The 23442-nt window shown below is 35.1% G+C and carries 19 protein-coding genes; 9 read left to right on the forward strand and 10 right to left on the reverse strand.

The window, feature by feature from the left end; translation table 11 throughout:
- Positions 1–6: 6 nt before the first annotated feature.
- On the reverse strand, positions 7–2385 hold the full coding sequence (locus Q8L85_04235; protein MDP1723890.1) for a DNA translocase FtsK 4TM domain-containing protein: 2379 nt from the start codon (positions 2383–2385) through the stop codon (positions 7–9).
- Between the two features lie 81 nt (positions 2386–2466).
- On the opposite strand from Q8L85_04235, the gene Q8L85_04240 reads away from it, so the two are divergent.
- Positions 2467–3147 (forward strand): hypothetical protein, encoded by a 681-nt coding sequence (locus Q8L85_04240; GenBank protein MDP1723891.1) that lies wholly within the window; start codon positions 2467–2469, stop codon positions 3145–3147.
- 134 nt (positions 3148–3281) lie between these two features.
- On the opposite strand, the gene Q8L85_04245 is transcribed toward Q8L85_04240, so the two are convergent.
- Positions 3282–3920, reverse strand: coding sequence for a LysE family transporter (locus tag Q8L85_04245; protein MDP1723892.1), 639 nt, complete (start codon positions 3918–3920; stop codon positions 3282–3284).
- A gap of 57 nt (positions 3921–3977) precedes the next feature.
- Here Q8L85_04245 and Q8L85_04250 point away from each other — a divergent pair, with 57 nt between their 5' ends.
- Positions 3978–4445, forward strand: a complete 468-nt coding sequence (locus Q8L85_04250) for an Lrp/AsnC family transcriptional regulator (GenBank protein ID MDP1723893.1) — start codon at positions 3978–3980, stop codon at positions 4443–4445.
- Positions 4446–4452: 7 nt separating this feature from the next.
- On the opposite strand, the gene Q8L85_04255 is transcribed toward Q8L85_04250, so the two are convergent.
- On the reverse strand, positions 4453–5307 hold the full coding sequence (locus Q8L85_04255; GenBank protein ID MDP1723894.1) for a DUF2608 domain-containing protein: 855 nt from the start codon (positions 5305–5307) through the stop codon (positions 4453–4455).
- A 332-nt stretch (positions 5308–5639) separates the two neighbouring features.
- Positions 5640–7340, reverse strand: coding sequence for a peptidoglycan DD-metalloendopeptidase family protein (locus Q8L85_04260; GenBank protein ID MDP1723895.1), 1701 nt, complete (start codon positions 7338–7340; stop codon positions 5640–5642).
- Positions 7341–7443: 103 nt separating this feature from the next.
- On the opposite strand from Q8L85_04260, the gene Q8L85_04265 reads away from it, so the two are divergent.
- The 5 genes from Q8L85_04265 to Q8L85_04285 all read left to right on the forward strand — a co-directional run bounded on the left by Q8L85_04265 (position 7444) and on the right by Q8L85_04285 (position 13460).
- Positions 7444–8454, forward strand: coding sequence for a TAXI family TRAP transporter solute-binding subunit (locus Q8L85_04265; GenBank protein ID MDP1723896.1), 1011 nt, complete (start codon positions 7444–7446; stop codon positions 8452–8454).
- Between the two features lies 1 nt (position 8455).
- Positions 8456–9859 carry a leucyl aminopeptidase family protein gene (locus Q8L85_04270; GenBank protein ID MDP1723897.1) on the forward strand — a complete coding sequence of 468 codons (1404 nt, stop codon included), beginning with the start codon at positions 8456–8458 and terminating at the stop codon, positions 9857–9859.
- 153 nt (positions 9860–10012) lie between these two features.
- On the forward strand, positions 10013–11452 hold the full coding sequence (locus Q8L85_04275) for a hypothetical protein (GenBank protein ID MDP1723898.1): 1440 nt from the start codon (positions 10013–10015) through the stop codon (positions 11450–11452).
- A gap of 40 nt (positions 11453–11492) precedes the next feature.
- Complete coding sequence (locus Q8L85_04280; protein ID MDP1723899.1) at positions 11493–12197, forward strand: Bax inhibitor-1/YccA family protein; 705 nt, start codon at positions 11493–11495, stop codon at positions 12195–12197.
- Positions 12198–12557: 360 nt separating this feature from the next.
- Positions 12558–13460, forward strand: a complete 903-nt coding sequence (locus Q8L85_04285; protein ID MDP1723900.1) for a lipid-binding SYLF domain-containing protein — start codon at positions 12558–12560, stop codon at positions 13458–13460.
- A 379-nt stretch (positions 13461–13839) separates the two neighbouring features.
- Here the strand turns inward: Q8L85_04285 and Q8L85_04290 are convergent, their stop codons facing one another.
- From Q8L85_04290 to lpxC, 6 genes are all read right to left on the reverse strand, one after another.
- Positions 13840–14754, reverse strand: a complete 915-nt coding sequence (locus Q8L85_04290; protein MDP1723901.1) for a hypothetical protein — start codon at positions 14752–14754, stop codon at positions 13840–13842.
- Positions 14755–15130: 376 nt separating this feature from the next.
- A complete protein-coding gene (locus Q8L85_04295) occupies positions 15131–16018 on the reverse strand; it encodes a hypothetical protein (protein MDP1723902.1) in 888 nt (295 codons plus the stop codon).
- Positions 16019–16077: 59 nt separating this feature from the next.
- Positions 16078–18168: an NAD-dependent DNA ligase LigA gene (gene ligA, locus Q8L85_04300; GenBank protein MDP1723903.1), complete on the reverse strand. Its 2091-nt coding sequence runs from the start codon at positions 18166–18168 to the stop codon at positions 16078–16080.
- Positions 18165–19856: a DNA repair protein RecN gene (gene recN / locus Q8L85_04305; protein MDP1723904.1), complete on the reverse strand. Its 1692-nt coding sequence runs from the start codon at positions 19854–19856 to the stop codon at positions 18165–18167. The genes ligA and recN overlap by 4 nt, the downstream gene beginning before the upstream one ends.
- Positions 19857–20229: 373 nt before the next feature.
- Positions 20230–21024, reverse strand: coding sequence for an outer membrane protein assembly factor BamD (locus tag Q8L85_04310; GenBank protein MDP1723905.1), 795 nt, complete (start codon positions 21022–21024; stop codon positions 20230–20232).
- Positions 21025–21069: 45 nt separating this feature from the next.
- Positions 21070–22053, reverse strand: coding sequence for a UDP-3-O-acyl-N-acetylglucosamine deacetylase (lpxC, locus tag Q8L85_04315; GenBank protein ID MDP1723906.1), 984 nt, complete (start codon positions 22051–22053; stop codon positions 21070–21072).
- 239 nt (positions 22054–22292) lie between these two features.
- Here lpxC and Q8L85_04320 point away from each other — a divergent pair, with 239 nt between their 5' ends.
- Together Q8L85_04320 and Q8L85_04325 are read left to right on the forward strand one after the other, a co-directional pair.
- Positions 22293–22523: a PF20097 family protein gene (locus tag Q8L85_04320; protein ID MDP1723907.1), complete on the forward strand. Its 231-nt coding sequence runs from the start codon at positions 22293–22295 to the stop codon at positions 22521–22523.
- Complete coding sequence (locus Q8L85_04325; GenBank protein MDP1723908.1) at positions 22524–23369, forward strand: SPFH domain-containing protein; 846 nt, start codon at positions 22524–22526, stop codon at positions 23367–23369.
- Positions 23370–23442: the final 73 nt, after the last annotated feature.

Raw genomic sequence — 23442 nt, forward strand, 5'->3', positions numbered from 1 at the left:
ATATATTTATTCACGATTCTCAATTAAAATCTCACGTTTCCCAGCATGATTAGGGGCGCTTATCACACCTTCATTCTCCATACGCTCAATCAAAGTTGCTGCCCTGTTATAGCCTAATTGTAGCTGACGTTGAACGAAACTTGTTGATGCTTTTTTGTTTTTAAGCACAACTTGAACGGCTTGCGCATATAAATCATCTTTAGGATCGTCAAATCCCCCTTCATCACCATAAGAACCAGAATTTTCATCTTCTTTGGTGACTTCTTCAAGATAAGAGGGCTCGCCTTGCGATTTTAAATGTTGGACAATATGTTCAACGTCTTCATCTTTAACGAAAGGTCCATGAACACGAATGATGCGGCCACCACCTGCCATATAAAGCATATCACCTTGACCTAACAAACTTTCAGCGCCACCTTCACCTAAAATCGTACGCGAATCAATTTTGGATGTAACTTGGAAACTAATACGCGTCGGGAAGTTGGCTTTAATTGTACCAGTAATAACATCAACTGATGGTCGTTGTGTTGCAACAATAAGATGAATACCCGCAGCACGCGCCATTTGGGCTAATCGTTGGATAGCCGCTTCAATATCTTTCCCAGCAACCATCATTAAATCGGCGAGTTCGTCAACGATTACAACAATATAAGGGAAAGGTTTTGAGGCTAATTCTTGATCCTCAAACATCGGATCACCTGATTCTTCATCATAACCCGTTTGAACACGACGTTTTAAGTTCTCGCCATTTTTAAGGGCTTCATTTAAACGAACATTATAGCCTTCAATATTACGCACACCCAATTTAGACATCGCTTTATAACGATTTTCCATCTCACGAACGGCCCAACGTAAGGCGACGATTGCTTTTTTAGAATCCGTTACAACAGGCGCCAAAAGATGTGGAATACCATCATAAACGGAAAGTTCCAACATTTTGGGATCAACCATGATCAATCGGCATTGTTCGGGGGAATGCTTAAATAAAAGAGATAAAATCATGGTGTTAATAGCAACTGATTTACCAGAGCCTGTCGTCCCAGCCATCAACAAATGCGGCATACGGGCAAGATCCACAACAATGGGGCCACCCCCAATATCTTTTCCTAAAATCATGGGTAATTTGGATGCATTATTTTCGTAAACAGGCGTCACTAAAAGTTCACGCATATAAACCGTTTGTCGTTTATCATTGGGAATTTCAATACCAATGGCATTTTTACCTGGAATAACGGCGATACGAACAGATACGGCACATAAAGTTCGTGCAATATCTTCTGACAAACTAATAACACGGGATGATTTTGTGCCAGGGGAGGGCATAAGCTCATATAAAGTAACAACAGGCCCTGGGTGAACTTTGATAATTTCACCTTTGACACCAAAATCTTGAAGGACCGCTTCTAATGCTTGAGCCGTTTGCGTTAATATATCACGATCAACACTTTTCGAATCTTGTGATTCAGGTTGATTCAGCAAATCATAAGGCGGCAAAACATAAGTATTGGGGTTGTTTTTTTGATTTTTTTTGATCGGCGTGATCGCATTGTTATATTGCGATGAAGGTTGATGATCAGAACCTGCAATTTCAACATCATAATCATGGTTTGAATTTTGAAATTGTTCAAAAAGTTCAGCATCATTTTGTTGAATCTGTTCTTTATGTTTCGTTTTTTTAGCTGGTTTGGATCTTATAATATCCGATTGCGGCATCGAAATTTTAGGCCTTTGTCGAATTAAATTATAAAGCGAAATAAAAGGAATCGTTATTGCTTCAAAAACAAGATAAGAACTTATAATAACCCCTTTTTTAAGAAGGCCAAAGGGAATGCTAGATGCCAGCATAAAAGTAAAAAGGCTTAACAAAAAAAAGAAAACTTGTATAAAATTTTGAGCAAGTCCATTCCCCATTAAAGGCATTAAAACTTTTAACAAATTTGTTAATAAAAGATCACCTGTAATACCCCCTAAACCAGCATTCATAGGCCAAAAATCGTAATGGGAAAAAGGGGCTAATACAAGAGAAAAGCTTAAGACAGCAATTAATAAAGACAATATACGACCAGGAATGGATACTAATGGCATATGTCTAAAAAAAGAAACACCCCATAAGAAAACACCTAAAACAAGGACAAAAACGGAAAGACCAAAGCTTTGTAAAAAAAGATCTGCGGAATAAGCGCCAAAAGTGCCCAAATAATTATCAATCTTGACTGATTCACTGGCTGTGTTAAAAGAGGGGTCACTGGATGTATATGAAATTAAAGCAAGCACAAAAGCGCCCAAAAAACCAAAAATCGTAAGACCTATAATTTCATCGAGACGATGTTTAAAAAAACGTGCTAGGCTTTCAGGGAGTATTTGTCTTTTTTGTTTGCGTGTCATGATCTCTAAAGTTTGTTTAATAAATGCCAAAAATGGTGCTGTCTAAAAACCATACCATACTTCAAATAGGAGTTAAATTAAATGTCTTTACCAAAATTTTTTATCATTTTCATTTTTATGACATTTAATTTCAAAATTTGTGAGAGCACATTAACGCAAGAGCAACTTAAAGAAATTAAATTGGATCTTAGGTTTCATATTGCTTTACATGATAACAATCAAAAAATGCTCGTTGAAACTGCTCAATTATTGAAGGATCGAGAATTTGAAGTAACGGATCCTATAAGATTTTTAACCGAATCACAAACCATAGGGTTAGCTATCATTTGTTATCAAAATGTAATTATTTTAAATGCAGCTTGTTATGATTATAATTTAACAATAGGAGAATTATATGAAAAATGGGCAGAATTAACAAAACCTCATAAAAAAGAGAGAATTTTAGAAAAATATAAATTGGCATTTCAAAACTATATGTGTTTATTTGGTAAGCAACAAGATAATGAACAGCCTTTATCCAAAATTTCATCTTTAGCGAAGAAATTTTATGATGAATTACATATCTTTTATTTTGATAGTAAGAGTGATTGTCTTGAATGGATTTATAAAATTTTATTCGGTAGCATAAATATTGATACTCAAAAATTAAAAAATAAAGTTCAACATACTAAAAAAAGTGAGATTTTATGGAATTTTTTAATTAATTTAGAACAAAAATTTGGCAAAGATACAAGAAAGATATTTAACTTAATTAACGAATAAATTGCATATCTCTCTTCATCATAGAAATTACCCAATGATCATGAAGGACAAGGATTACCTTGTATTATTATTGGAAGCAGTACTTTTTGATCAAAGAATGATAGATTGGGTTAAATAAATGTTGAAACGCATTTTTAACCCTTTGATGTGCTAAATAAAATCAATCCGCTATATATTGCCCAGACTCCAAATCCACCTAGAATTATTGCAGATACATATCGAATTCTATATATCCATGTTTCAGACAAAAAATGTTTTGTTTTCGTTATAATAAAGCCTAACATCAACATCCAACTTAACGAACCTAAAGAAACACCAAGCACCATCCATAGGGATAGATTATGATTTATATCGCTGCCTCCAATGCTTGCAAAAATGGCTATAAAACTTAAAATTGTCATAGGGCTTGTAAGCGTTAGAAAAAAAACACTGTAAATTAGTTTTACTGCTTTTTTTCCTTTGTCATGAATTTCTGTAGGCAATTTTGAACTGTTTTTCAACTCTTTAAAGGCTAGAAAAAGCAAAAAAATCCCACCAAGTATTTTTATGTACAATTCATTATCAAGTAAAAAGTCCGAAACGCTCGTTATTCCAGTTGCTGCAATGAATGCATATATAGAATCTGCGAGTGCTGCACCCAATCCTACAGCGATCGTACCGATAAATCCAAGTTCAAGTGTTTTGCGGATACAAAGCATCCCTACTGGGCCAACAGGTGCAGCAATTGCAACGCCAATCAACCAGGATTTTAGTAGATAAAATAATATTGACACAACATATAATCCTTACTATCATTAAATATACAAAATATTTTACAGGAAATATAAAAAATGTCAATAAATAATTCTGATTATAACGACTTAGACAGGAAAATTGCCGTCATTTTAGCAAATGACGCAACATTAACCAATAATATGATTAGCGAACTTGTTGACCTTTCCGCCTCCGCCGTCCATGAACGTATTCGTAAACTTAAGAACGGGCAAAAAATAAAAAAAATAGTAGCTTTTTTGGATAGTAATTTTATGGAGATGCAACTTGCTTCTTTTATATCAGTTATAGTTGATGGAAAAGATAATAATAAACATTTTATTGAATGTGTAAAAAACCATAAAAATGTTCTTGAATGCCATCATATGACAGGTGATTTTTCGTATTTGCTGAAAGTACGTGTTAAAGATACACAGCAATTGGAAAGCTTCATTTCTGATTTTTTAAAAGAGCTCCCTGGTGTAACAAAAAGTGTCACTGAAGTCGTTTTGTCGTCGCCGAAAGATGAAAGCATTATTGTCGATTAAAAAAAATTTAGCCAGCAATTCTACTTTCAGATTTGGGTGCTTCTTGCATAAGCTGTTTTGCCACATCATCGCTCAACCAATGATAATGCGTCAATAAATGCTGTAATTGGAATTTAATAAGATCTTCATCCCATTTTTTTTCTTTTGCACCTTGATAAAGGTAACCTTCAAAATTAATGCCTCGTTTAAAACATTCTTCCTTAACGGAACGAATATAGGCGCCGTCATCATCAATCATCACAATTTTTTCGGGCTTAAAAGATATTTTATCTAAAAATGCACCAATAACAGGTCCTTTTTCTTCAAGGTCTGCCGATAAAACACCTTTGTAAAAAACAGGCTGCGATTTAAACCCTTGCAAGGTAAAATCTTTTGACGTAAAAGATCCCTCAAATCCCAATGATTTTAAATGATCATAACGCCAAATTTCAAGACGCTCATATAAAGCAGCTTTTCCTGTATTCATGCCAGTGCACGCAATAACAAGTACGTTTCTTTCTTGCAGTTTTTTAATTTCTGAAACAATATCAGGTTCAATTAAGGGTCTTTTTGCTTCCTCGAGAATTATTGATAAAATCTTATCCCAATCTTTCACTCCTGGATGATCCGCAACCATCTTTTCACGAAAATTAATACCTTCGGCCTTATGTTCATTAATGAGATATGTATCCACAGGTTGAATCAAAGTTTCATCAACGTCAAATATCACTAATGTGTTAGGGGATTTGATAGAGGAAAAATCAATTGCCTTGAAGTTTGAAACAGATTGTATAGAAAAATCTGAAGAACAAGCATTGATGATAAATATCAAGGAAATTCCTAAAGTCAAACGAATGGCAAATCTAATGAATCGAATTTTCATATTTGTTTCCTTAAATTAATTTCGTTTATAAATTAGTAGTATCAAAAATCTACCAAATACTAGCTGTTTCCCTGAACAGGCGAGAAGCGAAACTTCGATCACAGATTCAGGGTCCAATTAACAATCATGATCATAGATCATGACATTATTTAAATAATGTTGCCATGCTCTTTCGAGCATGAATTTCCTTTTGGATCCTGGATCTACGTATGAAGCTTCGCTTCTACGAGTCCAGGAAAACAAAGATGTGTAGGCAAATTTTTAGCATAAAATAAAAATTGTACTGGAATCATGATAAAGATTTTGCTATTAGTATTTGCTTAAATCTGTATTTAAGCATTATCCGCTTTAATAGGATTTTGTTGATTTGAAATTGTCTGAACTTTGTTCTTATCGTCTTTATTTTCGCCGTCTTTATTTGTATCATCAGTATTTTCTTGGGATGCTATCTGCGCTGATTTATTCTCTTCAGCTTTATCTTGGGTTGAAGCTTGCTCTAAAACAGGTTTATCAAGACTATTGGCTGAATTTTCTATATTATGTGCCAATTTTTTTTGATCTTGCACAATTCCATTGTGTGCAATTAATTTCTCTGTTCCCCTAGTGCGTAATTCTACGAGGCTTGTGTTCGTTTTTCCAATACAAGCAAAAAACTGTTGCAATTCGCGGCCTTCAAGCTTTTTACTGCCAACATTTTTAACCGATTTAGGGTTAATTTGTTGACCATGTCGTAACACTTCATAATGAAGGTGACAACCTGTCGCCGTTCCTGTGCTCCCGACTTCACCAATCTTCTGACCTTGGTTGACTTTAGCGCCAACTTTTAAGCCAGGTGCAAAACGGTTCATATGGGCATAAGCAGTTGCAAATTCACCATTATGTTTGACTTGGATATAACGACCATAGCCGCCATGCCAACCCATTTTTGTTACAACGCCAGCGCCTGCTGCAAGAATTGGTGTGCCACGAGGCGCCGCAAAATCTACACCACGGTGCATACGTGTAAATTTGTGTACTGGGTGTTTACGCATACCAAAGCTGGAGGAAAGACGCGCACCATCAATAGGTGTGCGCATAAAGCCATTATTTTTCAAGCTGCTGCCATCTTCCAAGTAGAAATCATTTTCACCTGTTTTTGAAACATGTCGATAAAGTTTAATATCTTTACCTTTGGCATGCAGCAGAACGAAAGTTGCCTTACCATCTGAAACAACCTTACCTTCATGATCGACAAAGCGTTCATAAGCAATTTCAAATTGGTCGCCAGGCTGAATATCGCGTTGTAAATCGACACGATGAGAAAGGGCACGAATAACATCAACAACTACGTTTGCAGGGACACCTGCTTGTGTTGAAGCACCGAAAAGACTATTGTCTATGGTAACTTTTGCATAAGCGAGCTCTTTGGTAACTTCTTTTTCTTCAAGCCAGGCATCAAATTTACCGCTATCGCCTTTGCTTGTATGAACATCTTTCGTTTCATCGACTTTTAAGGAGACTTTAAGAAGCTCTGGACCTTGTTCTTCATCATCCGAAGGTTTAAGCGCTAAAGTTACTGTTTGACCAGGTTTTAAGCGACGTGGATCACAATGATTTCGCAAAGAACGAACAACATCATGCGCGAGCCTACGATCGATACCTTCGCCTGTTAGGATTGTAACGAGCGTATCGCCACCTTTAACTTCCAAGGTTTTTTCGGTAGGTCTTAAAAGATCTGTTGTACGTGCATGTTTTGAATGAAATAATTCTTGTGTTTTTAAATTGAGCTCAGCAATTGTAATGGGTGTGTGCGTTTCGGGTTTACTATAATCATCAATTGTATCTGGCACATCGTCTTGTACAGACGTATCAGGAAGGATTTTTGTTTCTGCCATTTGGACAGGTATGATGATGCCGTGGCGTTTACCCATTTGGTAACCTAGTCCACAACCTACAATAAACACGGCCATGACCATGTTATAAGGATAATGCTTTTTAAAGGCATCAAACCCGGCTCTAAACAGCCAGAATAAAGCTTTCTGAAATGGCTTCATTGTTCCGTCAACTTGTTTTATACTGTGTATTAAGATACCAAGAAATCTGCAGATGTCAAGTTAATTTTTAATTTAATCCTATGTAAAGGGCTTTTAAAACTAAATGTGTAGAAAGAACAAATCAAACACTTTAATATTTTTTCTGTATTTAATTTCTGTATTCAGTATTACTGAAATTTGTGCTAAAAAATTGAATATTCCTAACCCGAATTTTACTTATTTTACAATTGCTGCAGGTCCTGCATCAGGTAGTTATTTTTCTATTGCAAGCTCAATGGCAGGATTGCTTTCATCGCCACCAGGATCACCTCCATGCGAACGTGGCGGGAGTTGTGGCGTTAAAGATCTGATTGCCTTAGCGCACGCAACCGAAGGATCTTTGTATAATATTGATCTTCTTAAAGAAAGAAAAGTGGATACGGCCCTTATTCAATCAGACCTTATGATTCATCAAAAAAACATCAAAACAATTGCGACTCTTTATCCTGAAGTGCTCCATATTGTTGTTTTACAAGATTCTCCTATATATAAATTCGCGGATTTAAAGGGTAAAATGATTTCCATAGGGACGCGCCATTCAGGCACATTGCCATCGGTTAGAAATATACTCAATATATTAGGCCTTGCAGAAAAAGATTACGTACAAAGTTATGATGACCCCGGGAAGGCTTGCGACTTACTATTAGAGGGAAAAGTTGATGTAATGCTTTTTTTTGCTGGAGCCCCAGTATCCTGTATTGTTAATTTAGCCAAAAATATACCGTTAAGATTTATCAATATAAGTCCTGAAGAAGAGAAGAAAATAGCTTTAAAAAACAAGATGTTCAGACCATATGATATAGAAGCTGGACTTTATTGGAATATTGGAAAAATTAGATCGTTAAGTGTTATGGCGCAATGGGTCGCTCCTGAAAACACGTCGGCAGAACTTGTTTATAATCTTGCTAAAGCATTTTGGTTGCCACAAAATCAAAACAAATTACAATTACAATTCCCAAAGATAAATTTTTTAAGCGCTGATCAATCTGCTGCTTTTGAAACAGGTTCTTTGCATAAAGGCGCCTTAACATTTTATGAAGAAATGGGCTTTTTTCCTAAAAAAAGAAAGAAATAAAATGAATTCATGTATAGAAAAATTATTCACTTTTGAAAAGACGCATGAGGCCATTCCTATTGTTTTAATGAATAAGGAGCAATTAGAATCATTATCTTTTGTAAAACCAAAAGAAAAATGGCTTAAATCTTCTGCATTTCAAGCGAAACCCTATGAATATCGATATATTCCAAATGCAAAAGGTGAAATTCAAGAGATTGTCATCGGTTTTGATGATTTTAACCCATGGATTTTGGGTGATTTAGCCAACATGTTGCCTATTGGCGATTATTACATTAAAACAAAAATGCCTAAAGAAAGCCTTTTTAATCTTTATTTAGGATGGGGATTAGGTGCTTATGGTTTTAAAAACAAAGAAGTAAATCTAATTTCTAAAGCAAAACTTTTGATTGCGGACCCAAAACATGAAAAAAAACTAAAATTAATGTTGGATAGTTTTTTTTGGGTTCGAGATCTCATAAATTTGCCTTCAACGGATCTTTATCCACAAAAATTATCTGAAAAAGCAGTTGAAATGACAAGTCTTTATGGGGCTGAAAGTAAAGTCATTGTTGGCGAAGATTTACTTAAGGAAAATTATCCACTTATTTATGCGGTCGGAAAGGCAAGTGTTCATAAACCAACAATGACAATTTTAGAATGGGGCGATAAAAAACTTCCTAAGGTTTCCTTAGTAGGCAAAGGCATTACCTTTGATACAGGCGGTGTGAATATCAAACCAGATGCTGGTATGCGTTTGATGAAAAAGGATATGGCAGGTGCTGCACATGCGTTAGGCCTTGCGCGTCTTATTATGGGGCTTAATTTACCCATTTGCTTACAAGTCCTTATCCCATCAGCTGAAAATGCTGTTTCGGGTAATGCTTATAAGCAATTGGACGTCATAACATCTCGTAAAGGTTTGACGGTTGAAATTGGGCATACAGATGCTGAAGGACGCTTGGTTCTAGCAGATGCTTTATTTGAATCAAATACACATAACCCCGAGCTTTTAATCGATTTTGCAACTTTAACAGGGGCTATGCGAACAGCTTTAGGGCCTGAATTGCCAGGCTTTTTTACTAATAATGATGCATTAGGTGAAACCTTGATGAATTTAGGTGAAAAAATGCATGATCCTTTATGGCAAATGCCGCTTTTTAAGCCCTATAAAAAATGGATTAAAGGTCGTAATGCAGATTTATGTAATGTAGCAAGCTCATCCCTTGCATCAGAAGTTGGTCTTGGAGGTGCTATAACTGCAGCCCTCTTTTTAGAGGAATTTATTCCCAAAAATACGGATTGGGTCCATATCGATTTTGCAGCTTGGAATTATGGATCGAAACCTGGAAGGCCTGAGGGTGGGGAAGTGATGACGTTGCGCACGATCCTCGCTTATCTCGAAAAAAAATATGTCCGCTCATAAACCTGTAAATATCCACCCTATGGGCAAATTCGTTGTTAAGCCTCCGCTTCCGGTGCTCATGTACTTAAGTACATTCCGCTCCGGCTCTCGACTTTCCTAGACTTTGCCGCATAATCTGGATATTTATGAACAAGAATATGTGTGATGTAATGAATGCGTAAGAAAGAAAAAATACAGGAAAAAGGTGGCATATTCATCATTTTTTTAGCCCTTTTGCCTATTCTCATCACATTAATTGTTTTCACTATAAATAACCTTCAGGCGAGCCTTCTTTACAAGCGACTCTGCCAAGCAGTTACTTTGTATTCAACTCAAAAACAATTAGCGTACAATTTAATTGCGCACAATCAATATGGCATAACATATTCAAATATATGTGAAGTTGAAGATGACCAAAGTATCAAAGGCACACTGACCTATAAACCTTTTTTTGGTTTTTCAGATGAATCAATTAGTATTGAATATAGTCAAAAAATAAAAAATAAAAATATCTCTATAATTGTGCTCCTTGATTTATTTGTTGATCAAGAACATATGGATCATTTTCAGAAATTGATACCTTTTATTGATGCCTTCAAAGAAATAGCACAAAATAAAAATATAAATTTTAAAATAATACCCTATGCAGGGTCAATTAATATCGGAAAAGAAAATAGAGATTTTGTTACATTTGAGCCAGCAATTTCCAAAAATAAAAGAATTGCAGGTAAAATATTAGATTTTGAAAAATTATCACCTTATCAAGCAATTCTCAAAAACAAAAAAAATGAATTAAAGCTAGGCGATCAACCTAATGTAAATTATTGGTCTGGATGTATTGAAGTCAACAATCCGTTGCTGTCATTTAAGGAACAATTATCAGAAAAATTTCAGCCTTACTTTTATGCATCGACCTTTGGAAAAAGATATATTGATGATAAAAAGAATTTGCTCAGAAAAAATCATCCGCGTTTCGGATCGTTAATTATCACAGGTGATAATAATTGGACAAATCGGACGATACGAGAATTGCCCCAAGATTATCAACTTTACGGCGGATTCGTACTTGGACCTAATATTGGTTGTCCTCCCCCAATGGCTGAAGATCCTAACCTATTTGAATCCTCGTTACATCCTATTACACGTGGTGGTTCTATGTTACCACTCGCATTTGATTATGCTGATTTTTTATTGAAGGATGATAAAAATCCAAAAATAATTTTGATTGTTAAATCATCCCCAATTCTTTTTTATGATTGGGAAGGCCCTTTTTTTAATTTAATAACTGAATCAACGGGTTTTCCTGGGTTTTCAGGAGTATTTTCTAATAGTGATTATTCAGCTTATGGACGACTTTCAGATAAACGATTTGCTCAAACAAAAAATGAAGCTGAAGAAAAAATTATCGAACTTTTAAAAGAAAAAATGGAAGATTTCAAAAAAAACAAGGGAGATATTTTAAGTTTTTATCTTGACCAAGGAAATTCAAACATATCAGAAATACTCAACACACAATCAACTGAACATATTCCTTTTCAAGAAACCTATAGAGCACAAGAAATAATAGATTTTATACAAAATTTTATAATTAGGTTGAATTTTTCTAGAAAGTGATTAGATTAAATGTAGATTAGATAGGTTCATGGAGATTCAAATGTCCTACCAACCAAATGTTGTGACACGTACGCAAGCGGATATTGACCAGGGTCTTCGCTCCCATATGTTGCGTGTTTATAATTACATGGCAGCAGCTTTAGGGCTAACAGGGCTTATAGCCTATTTCGTTGGCACAAATCCTGCAATGATGACTACACTTATTAAAAACCCAGTACTTTTTTGGGTAATTGCATTAGCGCCTATTGCACTCGTCTTCTTTCTAAGTTTTCGAATTGCTCATATGTCTTTTGCGACGGCTCAACTAACTTTTTGGATTTTTGCGGCTTTAATGGGGTTGTCTCTTGCATCCATTTTTGTTGTTTATACACAGGAAAGTATTGCGCGTGTATTTTTTATAACGGCAGGTACTTTTGCCGCGATGAGTATTTATGGATACACAACGAAACGCGATTTGACTAATATGGGATCATTCCTAATGATGGGATTGATCGGTATTATTATTGCGTCTGTCGTTAATATTTTCCTTAAAAGTTCTGGCTTAGGTTTTGCCATTTCTATTTTAGGCGTTCTTATTTTTGTGGGATTAACAGCTTATGACACCCAGAAAATTAAAGAAATGTATATGGAAAGCGATGATTCGACAATTTCTGGTAAAAAAGCAATTATGGGTGCGCTTGCGCTTTATCTTGATTTCATCAATTTGTTCTTAATGCTTTTAAGACTTTTTGGTGATCGCAAATAGTTGCGACTTAAATTTAGAAATGTTTAAATAAAGGGGCTTTATAGCCCCTTTTTTTATAGTTGTTTAATTTCATGCGGATACGTCGTCATTCCTTGCTCACGTATAAAAAATAGGCATCCCGCCTAAAAGGGGCGGACTTAAAGGAAACAACACCTTCTATCCGTCGTTGCGAGCGGCCCAAATTTAAAGGCGCCGCGTGGCAATCCAGTCTAAAAATCAATATTTAGAACTTTCTAAGTGTTTTTCTGGATTGCTTCTTCGCCCCATTTAATTTGGGGCTCATCGCAACGACGAACTTATTGGTTTTGTGTAAAGTTAATATTAAGTCCATGTTTATACTAATTTTTTTCAGAGGTAATAATGCTTAAACGATTTTTTTTAATAACACTAAGTCTCTTATTTTTATCGCAAAACTTGATGGCGTCACGGGATCAACAAGAACTTGTCGATCGTTCTAAAATTGTCTTTCAAAGCCTTATGAATGATCAAGGATATAAAAATAATCTTGAATCACTTTTAGAGCGTGCAAAAGGTGTAATCATTATCCCATCACTTTTTAAAGCAGGCTTTATTCTTGGTGGAGAAGGTGGAAATGGTCTTGTTATTACCAAAACGCAAAATGGAGATTGGTCATATCCTGCTTTTGTAACTTTTGCAGGGGGGAGCATTGGCCTTCAAATTGGTTTTGAAAGTTCAGAGGTCCTGTTGGTAATCATGACTGATAATGGCCTTCGAAATGTGATGAATGATTCATTTACACTTGGCGCTGAAGCAAGTATTGCAGCAGGCCCTGTAGGCGCTGGTCTTTCTGCCCAAATGACAGCAAATTTTGATGCTGATATTTACACATATTGCCATTCTAAAGGATTGTTTGGTGGGGGATCACTTAAAGGATCTGTTATTAAAGCACGTCATTCTTGGAATGAAGCTTATTATAATGCTGATAATATCACAGCTGAACAAATTTTACTTTTAGGTCGATATAAAAATCCTGATGCTGAACCTTTACGTGCGGCCTTAAAGGCGGGCACAATTTACACACCTCCAGTCGTTAGTCCACCACTTACAAAAACATATTATAATCCTCAACGTAATGCACCAAATTATCAACCATCAACTCAAATTTCTACGCAAAAAAATACGGGTAATCTTAAGCCACAAGACAGAATTGGATTTGATAATCGTGCTCAGCCTAAATCACAACAAATTGATGTTGAAGAAAATACAGGTCCTAAAGAATTACTTCCTTGGCAAAGGGGATAGTCTTAAACCAATCTACCGGACAAAAATTTAATTTTGGATAGAAACCTACCAAATAACAGCCGTTTCCCTGAACAGGCGAGAAGCAAAGCTTCGAGCACGGATTCAGGGTACAATTAACAATCATGATCACAGATCATGACGTTATTTGAATAATTTTGCTATGCTCTTCGAGCATGTGTTTTGATTTGGATCCTGGCTCTACGTATGAAGCTACGCTTCAACGAGTCCAGGAAAACAATGGTGTGTGGACAAGTTTCTAACATAAAAATAAAAATTGTCCCGTAGATTAGTCTTAAACAGACTTAATAAATTTAACGATGTTGAGAATCTTGAAGTTGTTCAAGTGATTTCAAGAGGAAATTATCCTCTTGAATCATCCCTAATTATTTGCTTCCATGTAATTCTTTATAACGGCATCTACTAAAGTAGGGTGTAATGTAGGTTTAAAAGATGAACTTATTTTAAGCTCAGTAACTTGTTTGCTTATTGTTTTGACATAATAATTCCAAGACAAACAATCATATTTTGCAACTATGTTACGTGGCTGATCAAATTGATAATTCCCGTTTAAGAAAGGACATGAAACAATAGGAAGGCCAAAAAATGAAGATCCGTGCACACAAGGATTAGCGCCTGCCAATAGCGCTCTTACCCGTAATTCGTCTATAATATTTATATATTCTAATTTGCCGCTATCATTCTTAACGAGTGTTTTAATGGAGTTACCACCAGGTTCACCTGCAGCTAAAGCTGGATTTCTGTGACATAATATGCTAATGGGAACAATCTCAAAATTTACACCTCTTTGAATAAGCATATCCATAATGCTCAATCTTGCTTCAAGAGAAATATCATCTGTTCTAATAGGATATTGTGGATCCAAAATCAAATGTGCCATCGTATATGATTGCCCATATCCCCATACCCAGTATTTTGAATCATTAATATCATCAACATAATTTAAGAATTTATTTAATAAATTTGTATTACCCAAACAAATAGCCAATGCTAGTACATTAGTTGTGTCAACTTCAGGATCTCTGTTGTCTAATTGATATAAATTATCAATATCAAAATATTCAAGTTGTAAATTTCTTAAATAAGAATTGCTTATTTTTTTTGAAACAATAATTCTTTTTTCATTTTCAGATGAATGGTCAAATTTGTTATCAATTTTATTTAATATAAATTGTGCTATTTTACGTGATTCTTTTATTTTTTCTTCGGATATTCCGCTAAAAGCAGATGAAGATAATAAAAAGAAGGAAATAAATATGTATTTTAATCGGTTCATGTTCAGTCCTTTTAATTAATATACGTTAAACGGATTATTTATTAAATATCCAATGATTATTTTAAATTAAAGTACATTAAAAAAAAAATATGTCAATATACATGACGTTATTTTATCTAATTCCAGATACAAATTTTATACAGCAATAATTTCAGTTGAAAAAATTTAAACATTCTATGTTAATGCAAGAAATTTAGGCTCTAAAGAATTGATCCCTTAGCAAAGGAGTAGCATAACAGACTTTATTAATTTAACTATGTTAAGGCTATTGAAGTTGTTCAAGAATTTGATCAACTGGTTAATTAGAACACATTTCTTGTTGGTATTGCAGCGTTTATTGTAAGGAGGTATTTTTCTTCCTCCTTACCTTTTTAATTTATTCTTTGATCGCTTTTTCTAATTTGGGATGTAATGAGAGTTTAAAAAATGGATTTGTTAAATTCTCTTCAATTTGTTTGTTCATTAATTGCAAATATTTTGACCAACCCCAAGCTTTTGACGTAACAATAAGTGGCTTATTGAATTGATATTCACCATTTTCATAGGGACGTGACACAATTCCAATGCCACTAAATGAAGATCCACATGCAGTTGGATTAGCGCCTGCTAATAATGCCCTAACGCGTAATTCATCGGTAATATATTGATATGTCAAATCTCCATTTTCTTCAATAAAAGGTGCGCGAATTCCACGTCCGCTAGGGTCACCTGCTGCTAAAGCAGGATTTCTGTATATTTCTGTTGAAGGAATAATATCAAAATCTACCCCTTTTTGAATAAGCATATCCATAATATGTAATCGTGTTTTAAGAGAAATTTCGTGTGTAACAATGGGGTATTGTGGGTCTAAAATCAAATGTGCCATTGTATAAAGTTGTCTATATCCCCATACCCAATATTTTTTGTCATTGATATCATCAACATAATTTAAAAATTTATATAATGAAGTCGTATCTCCTAAACAAATGGCTAATGCTAGAACATTTGTTGCATCAACTTCTGGATCTCTTTTTTCTAATTCGTATAATTTATCGAGTTTTAGATCTTCGATATTTTTTAATTGTCTTAAATAATTACAACTTATTTTTTTTGAAACAATGCCTTTCTTTTCGTCATCAATTGTATTATCAAATAATTCCTCAATTGTATTTAATGCAAATTGTGTAATTTGAAAATGCCGTTCTTTTCTTTCTTCATATGTTTCAGCAAAAACAGACGAAGAACATAAAAAGAAAGAGATTATTATAATTTTTAAGCGCTTCATAATTTACCTTTTAATTTGTTAGGGATCAATTGTTATAGATATCACAAAAAATAATTATGTCAATCATGCTGCGCCAATAAAAGAAACTCATCCTCATTCAAACACTTAACACCTAGTTCTTTGGCCTTTGCAGCTTTTGATCCAGCATCAGATCCGATGACCACATAATCGGTTTTGCTTGAAACTGATCCTGCAACTTTAGCGCCTAATTTTAAGGCATTATTCTTAGCTTCATCACGTGACATCTTTGTTAATGTACCCGTAAACACAAGCGTTTTGCCTGAAAAAATTGATTCTTGTATAATATGTTCATAAGGTTCAATTGTAATTTCGTTCAATAAACCTAAAACAACATCTTGATTATGCAATTCTTGAAAAAAATGGATCAAATCTTTGGCCATGGAAGGTCCAATGCCATCAATGGACGCAAGGTTGATATAAGATTCACTTGTCTCATCTTGGGCTTTTATAATTTCGCTTTCAAAATGTTGAAAATTTCCATAATTTTTTGAAAGCAATAAAGCAGTTGCTTGACCAATTTGAGGAATACCCAAAGCATATAAAAAACGTGGCATTGAAATAGATCGTTTTGCTTCAATGGCTTGCAAAAGATTATCAACTGATTTTGCGCCCCAACCTTCGCGTTTTTTAAGGTCCGCTTCGATTTGTTTCAATTTAAATATATCTGCAGGTTTTTGAACAAGTTTTTCATGCCAAAAACTTTCGATATATTTACTGCCAAAGCCTTCAATATCAAAACCATGTTTAGAAACGAAATGTTTAAGACGCTCAACAATTTGGGCTGCACAAATAAGACCACCTGAACATTTACGTGCAACTTCGCCTTCTTCTCTAAAAGCAAGGCTCCCGCAAATAGGACAATGATCTGGAAATTGATACGGCACAGAATTTGTGGGTCGTGCAGATAAAATAGCTTTAACAATTTGTGGAATAACATCGCCTGCGCGTTGGACAATAACGCGATCGCCAATACGTACATCCTTGCGTGCAATTTCATCCTCGTTATGGAGCGTCGCGCGCGAAACCATCACACCACCCACATTAATGGGTTTTAAATAGGCAACAGGCGTCAACACACCTGTCCGACCAACTTGTATTTGGATATCTTCTAAAGTCGTTTCAGCCTGTTCTGCTGCAAATTTATGCGCGATTGCCCAACGGGGTGAACGACTGACAATACCAAGTCGATCTTGTAAGGAAATATCATTCACTTTATAAACAACGCCATCAATATCAAACCCTAAATCAGTTCGTTTTTGACCTAAAGAATCATGAAATGTTGTTAGATCTTGAACATTATGACAGATTTGGCGTAATGGGCTAATTTTAAAGCCCCAATTTTCTAATTGATTTAAAAGTGCCCAATGTGTTGGGAAACTTGAAGGATCGTGCAATCCCATACCATACGCATAAAAATGGAGTGGACGTTGCGCTGTAATACGTGCATCCAATTGCCGCAAAGCGCCAGAAGAGGCATTACGTGGATTTGCAAAGACAATTTCACCTTTTGACGCTCGTTCTTGATTAAACGCTTCGAATTCATCGTGACGCATATAGACTTCACCGCGAATTTCAAGACGCTCAGGAAAAGGTGCTTTTAAAACATGCGGAATTTCTCGGATTGTTTTAAGATTTTGCGTAATGTCTTCGCCTATGCTGCCATCACCCCGTGTTGCACCAATTTTTAATTGTCCATTTTCATATAGAAGATTTGCTGACACGCCATCAATTTTAGGCTCCGCAACAAATTCTAATGGATGAGCGGGATTTAAATTTAAATAACGATATATTTTTTTTAAAAAATCGATGACATCTTTTTCATCAAATGCATTATCCAATGAAAGCATTGGTGCGCCATGTTTATATTTTGAAAACCCATCTTGTGGCGTTACACCAATTTTATGAGAGGGACTATCAGGACGTTTAAGATCTGGAAAATTTGCTTCAATTTTTGTATTTAATTGGCGTAAAAAATCATAATCAGCATCACTTATTTCAGGTAAAGAATGGGCATAATATAATTTGTCATGACGCTCAATTTCAATTGCTAAAAAGGCAAGAATAGATTTTGCCGTATCAGCATCGATTGATGTAATATCAATTTTTTTAAGATCTTCTATAGTCATCATGATGTTTTTGATAATTTTTCTTGAGGTTGAATTTGTCCTGATTGAAGAAGACTCAATGCGGCACGCCTTGCTTCATCCGTTATGAAGGCACCTGATAACATACGTGCAATTTCTTCTTGATGTGCCTCTGCATCAAGCAATGTAAGCGTTGATGCCGTTTTTTCAGCATTGGTTTTTTTCTCAACCTTATAATGATGATTCGCTTTGGCAGCAATTTGAGGTGCATGCGTAATCGCTATTGTTTGTGTGAGCACACTTAAACTTTGTAAACGTAAACCAAGCGCATCAGAAACAGCACCCCCAACACCTGTATCAATTTCATCAAAAACAAGTGTTTTAGGATGATCGCTTTTATCCAAAATTTTAAGTGCTAGTAATAAACGAGACATTTCACCACCAGAGGCAGTCTCGTCAATTGCTGTAAAAGGGAGCCCAGGATTGGGTGCAAAAGCAAAATGAATTTGATCAATACCAGAAAGTTGCGGCATTTCGATTTGATTGTGCACAACCTTAAACAATGCTTTTTCAAGCTTAAGATGGATCAATTCTTTTTGAATGTTTTGCTCAAGAATTTTAATATGTTCAAGTCGTTTTTGACTCAGATTTTGGGCTAATATCAGATATTGTTCTTTAGCAATTTTTGTTTTTTCTGAATATTCAGCAAGGTCTGCTTCAGCTTTTTCAAAAGTTTCAATTTTTTCGCGTGTATTATCCCAAAATTCACCCAATGCATCAGGTTGCACACGGTGTTTTCGCGCTAAATGACGCAACACATAAATTCTATCTTCAATCGCTTCAACTTCTTTTGCTTCTTTACCAATTTTACCCAAAAGATCATGAAGCTTTGCCTCAGCATCTTCAACTTCAAAAGCTGCTTTTTCAAGTTGCTGATAAATGGGTGAAATTATATCTTCGTTTTGAATCGGCGCTTTCATGAGTTCGCGTTGCGCTGTGTAAAGAAGCGCTGAAACATTTTTAGGTTCATTTAATTTTGAAATCGTCTTGCTGATAATTTCATTTAATTTTTGGGCATTGCTTAAAGCTGCTTTTTTTTCAATGAGTAATGATTCTTCATCATACAAAGGCGCTATCTCATTTAATTCCTGAAGAATAGCTGATAAATAATCATAATCACGTTCAATGCGTTCTTTTTCTTGTGTAATTTCAATGAATTTTTGTTTGGTTTCATACCAAATATGATAAGCTTTTTCAACTTGATTTTTATCATGTTGAAGTTTTGCAAATTGATCTAAAAAGCAAAGATGCTCACTTTTTTGCATAAGGGATGCTGTTGAAAATTGACCAATAATTTCAATGAGATCAACACCAAGTTCTTTTAACTTTGATAATGTAATAGGCTGATCGTTTAAATAGGCTTTGCTATGTCCCGATTTTGTTAAAATACGTTTAAATAGAAGACCCTCTTCTTTTAAAATCGCAAATTCATCAAGTTTTTGGTAAATAGGATGATCATTTTGAACATAAAATTCTAAAATAATTTGCGCTTTATCAGCATTGGGTCGAATCATGGATTGATCAGCACGCGCGCCTAAACCAAGATTAATGGCTTCTAAAAGAATAGATTTACCGGCACCTGTTTCACCAGTAATCACAGAAAGTCCATGCTCAAAATCTATATCGAGCATATCGATGAGTACGAAGTTTTGAATATAAAGTCGTTTCAGCATTTTTTATCAGAAACTCGTTAATTGTTGTTATAAACGCTTAACACGAACTAGCAACAAACTAAAATAAAGACTTAGACTTTCCAAGTATTTTTGCTGGATTGCTTCATGGCTAAATCCAATCTCAACGACGGAACTGCTAGTTCCTTTTGATACTACCTAGATTGCAAATTAAAGTCTAGAAAGCAGGTATAGTATTTTTAGATCAGATAGCAAATTTGCCCATATTAGAAATACTCAAATTATTCCATAAATACCGCCTAGAGTATGAGGCAAAGTCTAGAGGCCCTCGAACCGGAACGGAGTGTACTTCTTCGTACATGAGTACCGGAAACGGAAACCTGACGACGAATTTGACCTTAATCTAGGTGGTTGGCTAGAGTATGTGTTTCCATGGTCTCGCCCACCAAGAATCAGGTTCATATTTCGGATTAATATTACCCGATTTAATAAGATCAAAAGCATTACGATACCAAATGGACGAAGGGTAATTATGACCCAAAATGGCCGCAATCTTTTTAGCTTCGGTTTGAATACCCAAAGCCAAATAACACTCAACTAAACGATACAAAGCTTCTTCGATATGTGTTGTTTTTTGGTATTGATTCATCACACGTGTAAAACGGCTTAAAGCAGCTGTATATTGACCTTTGTTAAGATAAAAACGGCCAATTTCCATTTCTTTACCCGCTAAATGATCAAAAACGAGGTTTCTTTTGACATTCGCGTCTTTTGCATAATGTGAATCTGGAAAACGTTTAATGAGCTCATCAAAACTTTTAAGAGAAAGCTCTGTCATAATTTGATCACGACCAACGTCTGATATGCGTTCGTAAAAACAAATGGATTTTAGATAATGCGCATAAGCAATATCTTTGTCGCCAGGTCGTAACGCAATAAATTTGTCTAATATGATAACAGCATCATCATATTTATCATCAGCATAATATGAAAAGGCTGCCATTAATTGGGATTTTATAGCCCACAAAGAATAAGGATGTTGGCGTTCAACTTCTTCGAAAGCTGGTGCTGCTTTTCCATAAGAGCCATTTTTAAAATTATCGTACGCATCATTGTAAATAATTTCAACAGGACGCTCTATATATTCTTCTTTTTTAGCACATCCAGAAAGAATTAAAACACTCAAAGCGAATGGAGTTAAAAAACGCAACTTTAAAGTCCTTAACATATTATTTTAATATCTTTTCTATTTTGATTAATTGGCTACTGCCAATTCACTTGCATGCTCCCAAGGAAGCACTTGAACATGACGTGGTGGATTAGCAGGTCTTAAATGCCAAGCTGATGTGTCTTCAAATAGCTTTTTAAGCAAAGCACAATTTAAAGCATGCCCCGAACGAACACCTGTGAAATGCGCAATGAGTGGTGCACCAGCTAAATAAAGATCGCCAACGCAATCAAGAATTTTATGACGTACGAATTCATCATCATAACGAAGTCCGCCATCATTCATAATTTTATCGCCAGTGATAACAACGGCATTATCCAAAGATGCGCCAAGCGCATAACCATTTTCGCGTAATTTATCCCAATCATGTAAAAAACCAAATGATCGTGCACGCGAAATATCAGATTTAAAACTTGCCTGATATAGACCTAAAGTTAAATGTTGCTGTGCTAAAGGGGAATTTTCATAATTAAGTTCGAAGCTGACTGAAAAATGGGGTGCAGGCGTTAAACTTGCCCATGATTTGCCATTTTCAACCGTAATTGTTTTTGTGACTTCTATCGCCATGCGCGGTGCATCTTGTTCAATTTGCCCTGCACATTCAATCAGGAAAACAAAAGGTGCTGCACTTCCATCCATAATAGGAACTTCAGGACCGTCAATTTCAATAATAACATTATCAATATTGCAGCCATAAAGTGCTGACATTAAATGTTCAATGGTTGCAATCTTAACGCCATTAGAATGACCAATAACCGTACATAATCTTGTATCGACTACATTTTCCCATTTTGCAGGAATAATCGTTTGTTGGCCTGAAATATCAATACGACGAAAAATAATGCCTGTATTTAAGGGTGCCGGCAAAAGCCACATCGATACTTTACGACCGCCATGAACCCCAGTACCAAAACAGTGTATAGGGTTTTTAAGTGTTCTTTGCTTTGGAGAATCTTTTTTCTCCTCTTGCGTCAAACCCTTAAAAAGGTGATGAATTATTTTTGCACTCATCGGTTGATGTAAACCCCATTTTGTTACTGTAATACGAAAGTTTTAAAGTAGTCTTATATAGATTGCAAGCCCTTATCATACTTTCCACCATTCTAACCTTATAATGATCAAAATTGTCAAATCTTTCACGACAGAGTGCATTGTTTATTTACATAAGAGTGTTTTGTAAACCTCAATTAAATAATTTTAATTAATTTTAAACATAATAATTCTTATAATATAAAAAGGAGGAAAATGCTATGAAAAAAATTACTTGTCAAAATTGTAATTGTGCGATGGAAGGCGGTTATCTTCAGTCCAAGAATCATATTCCTAATGAAAAAGCGCATATTCGTTGGTATAACGGCACTGTTGAAAAAAAATGGTACGGCTACAATGCTACAGGTGATAAAGAATTACCCATTCAATCATATCGTTGTCCCAGATGTAAAAAAATTGAACTTTATGCTGATGAAAATAGGGAGGATTAAATGAATAATTTGTTAAAAATAAATGGGTTGTTAGCAGCAATCATTTTAGCGCCTATCATTTTAATTTTTTTTGGCTTAATTATTCTGGCTGTTACTTTAAAAATACAATTATTAAGCATTTTATTCGGCATTGTTTTTGTTCTTTCTTTGCCTCTTTTAAAAGGGTTTGTTATTGTTGAGCCGAACCAAGCCTATGTTTTTTTGCTCTTCGGGCAATATAAAGGTACAATATCAGATGCGGGGTTTTTCTGGGTCAATCCATTTTATACTAAAAAATCTATTTCATTACGTGTTCATAATTTACACAGCGCACAATTAAAGGTGAATGATCAAAAAGGGAATCCAATAGAGATTGCAGCAGTTGTTGTTTGGCGGATTAAAGATCCATATAAAGCCCTTTTAAATGTGCATCATTATTTAAATTATGTGGATGTTCAGATTGAATCAGGCATTAGACATTTAGCTATTACACACCCATACGATCATGGCGATAAAAATGTTACCTCTCTTTCACGCGGTGGCGATGTCATAGAATCTGAATTAAACGAAGAATTAACAGCACGTATGGAACTTGCAGGTGTTGAAATTTTAGAATCGCGTATTAGTCATTTAGCTTATGCGCAAGAAATTGCAGGTGCTATGTTGCAGCGTCAACAAGCAGAAGCAATCGTTGCTGCACGGGGTAAAATTGTTGAAGGTGCAGTTTCAATTGTCAAAGATGCAATTGATCACCTTGAAAACGAAAAAATTGTTAAGTTAAGTCAAGAACAACGTGCATCACTTGTTAATAATTTATTGCTTGTTTTGTGCTCCGAACAACGGACACAGCCCGTTATTACAATGTAATCAAAGCATTAGAATTCTTTCGAAACTCTACTACTGTGGTCGATTGATGCGTCGTTTCAGTACTCAGATCCTC

The sequence above is a fragment of the Alphaproteobacteria bacterium genome, from assembly GCA_030680745.1.
Classification (GTDB): Bacteria; Pseudomonadota; Alphaproteobacteria; order JAUXUR01; family JAUXUR01; genus JAUXUR01.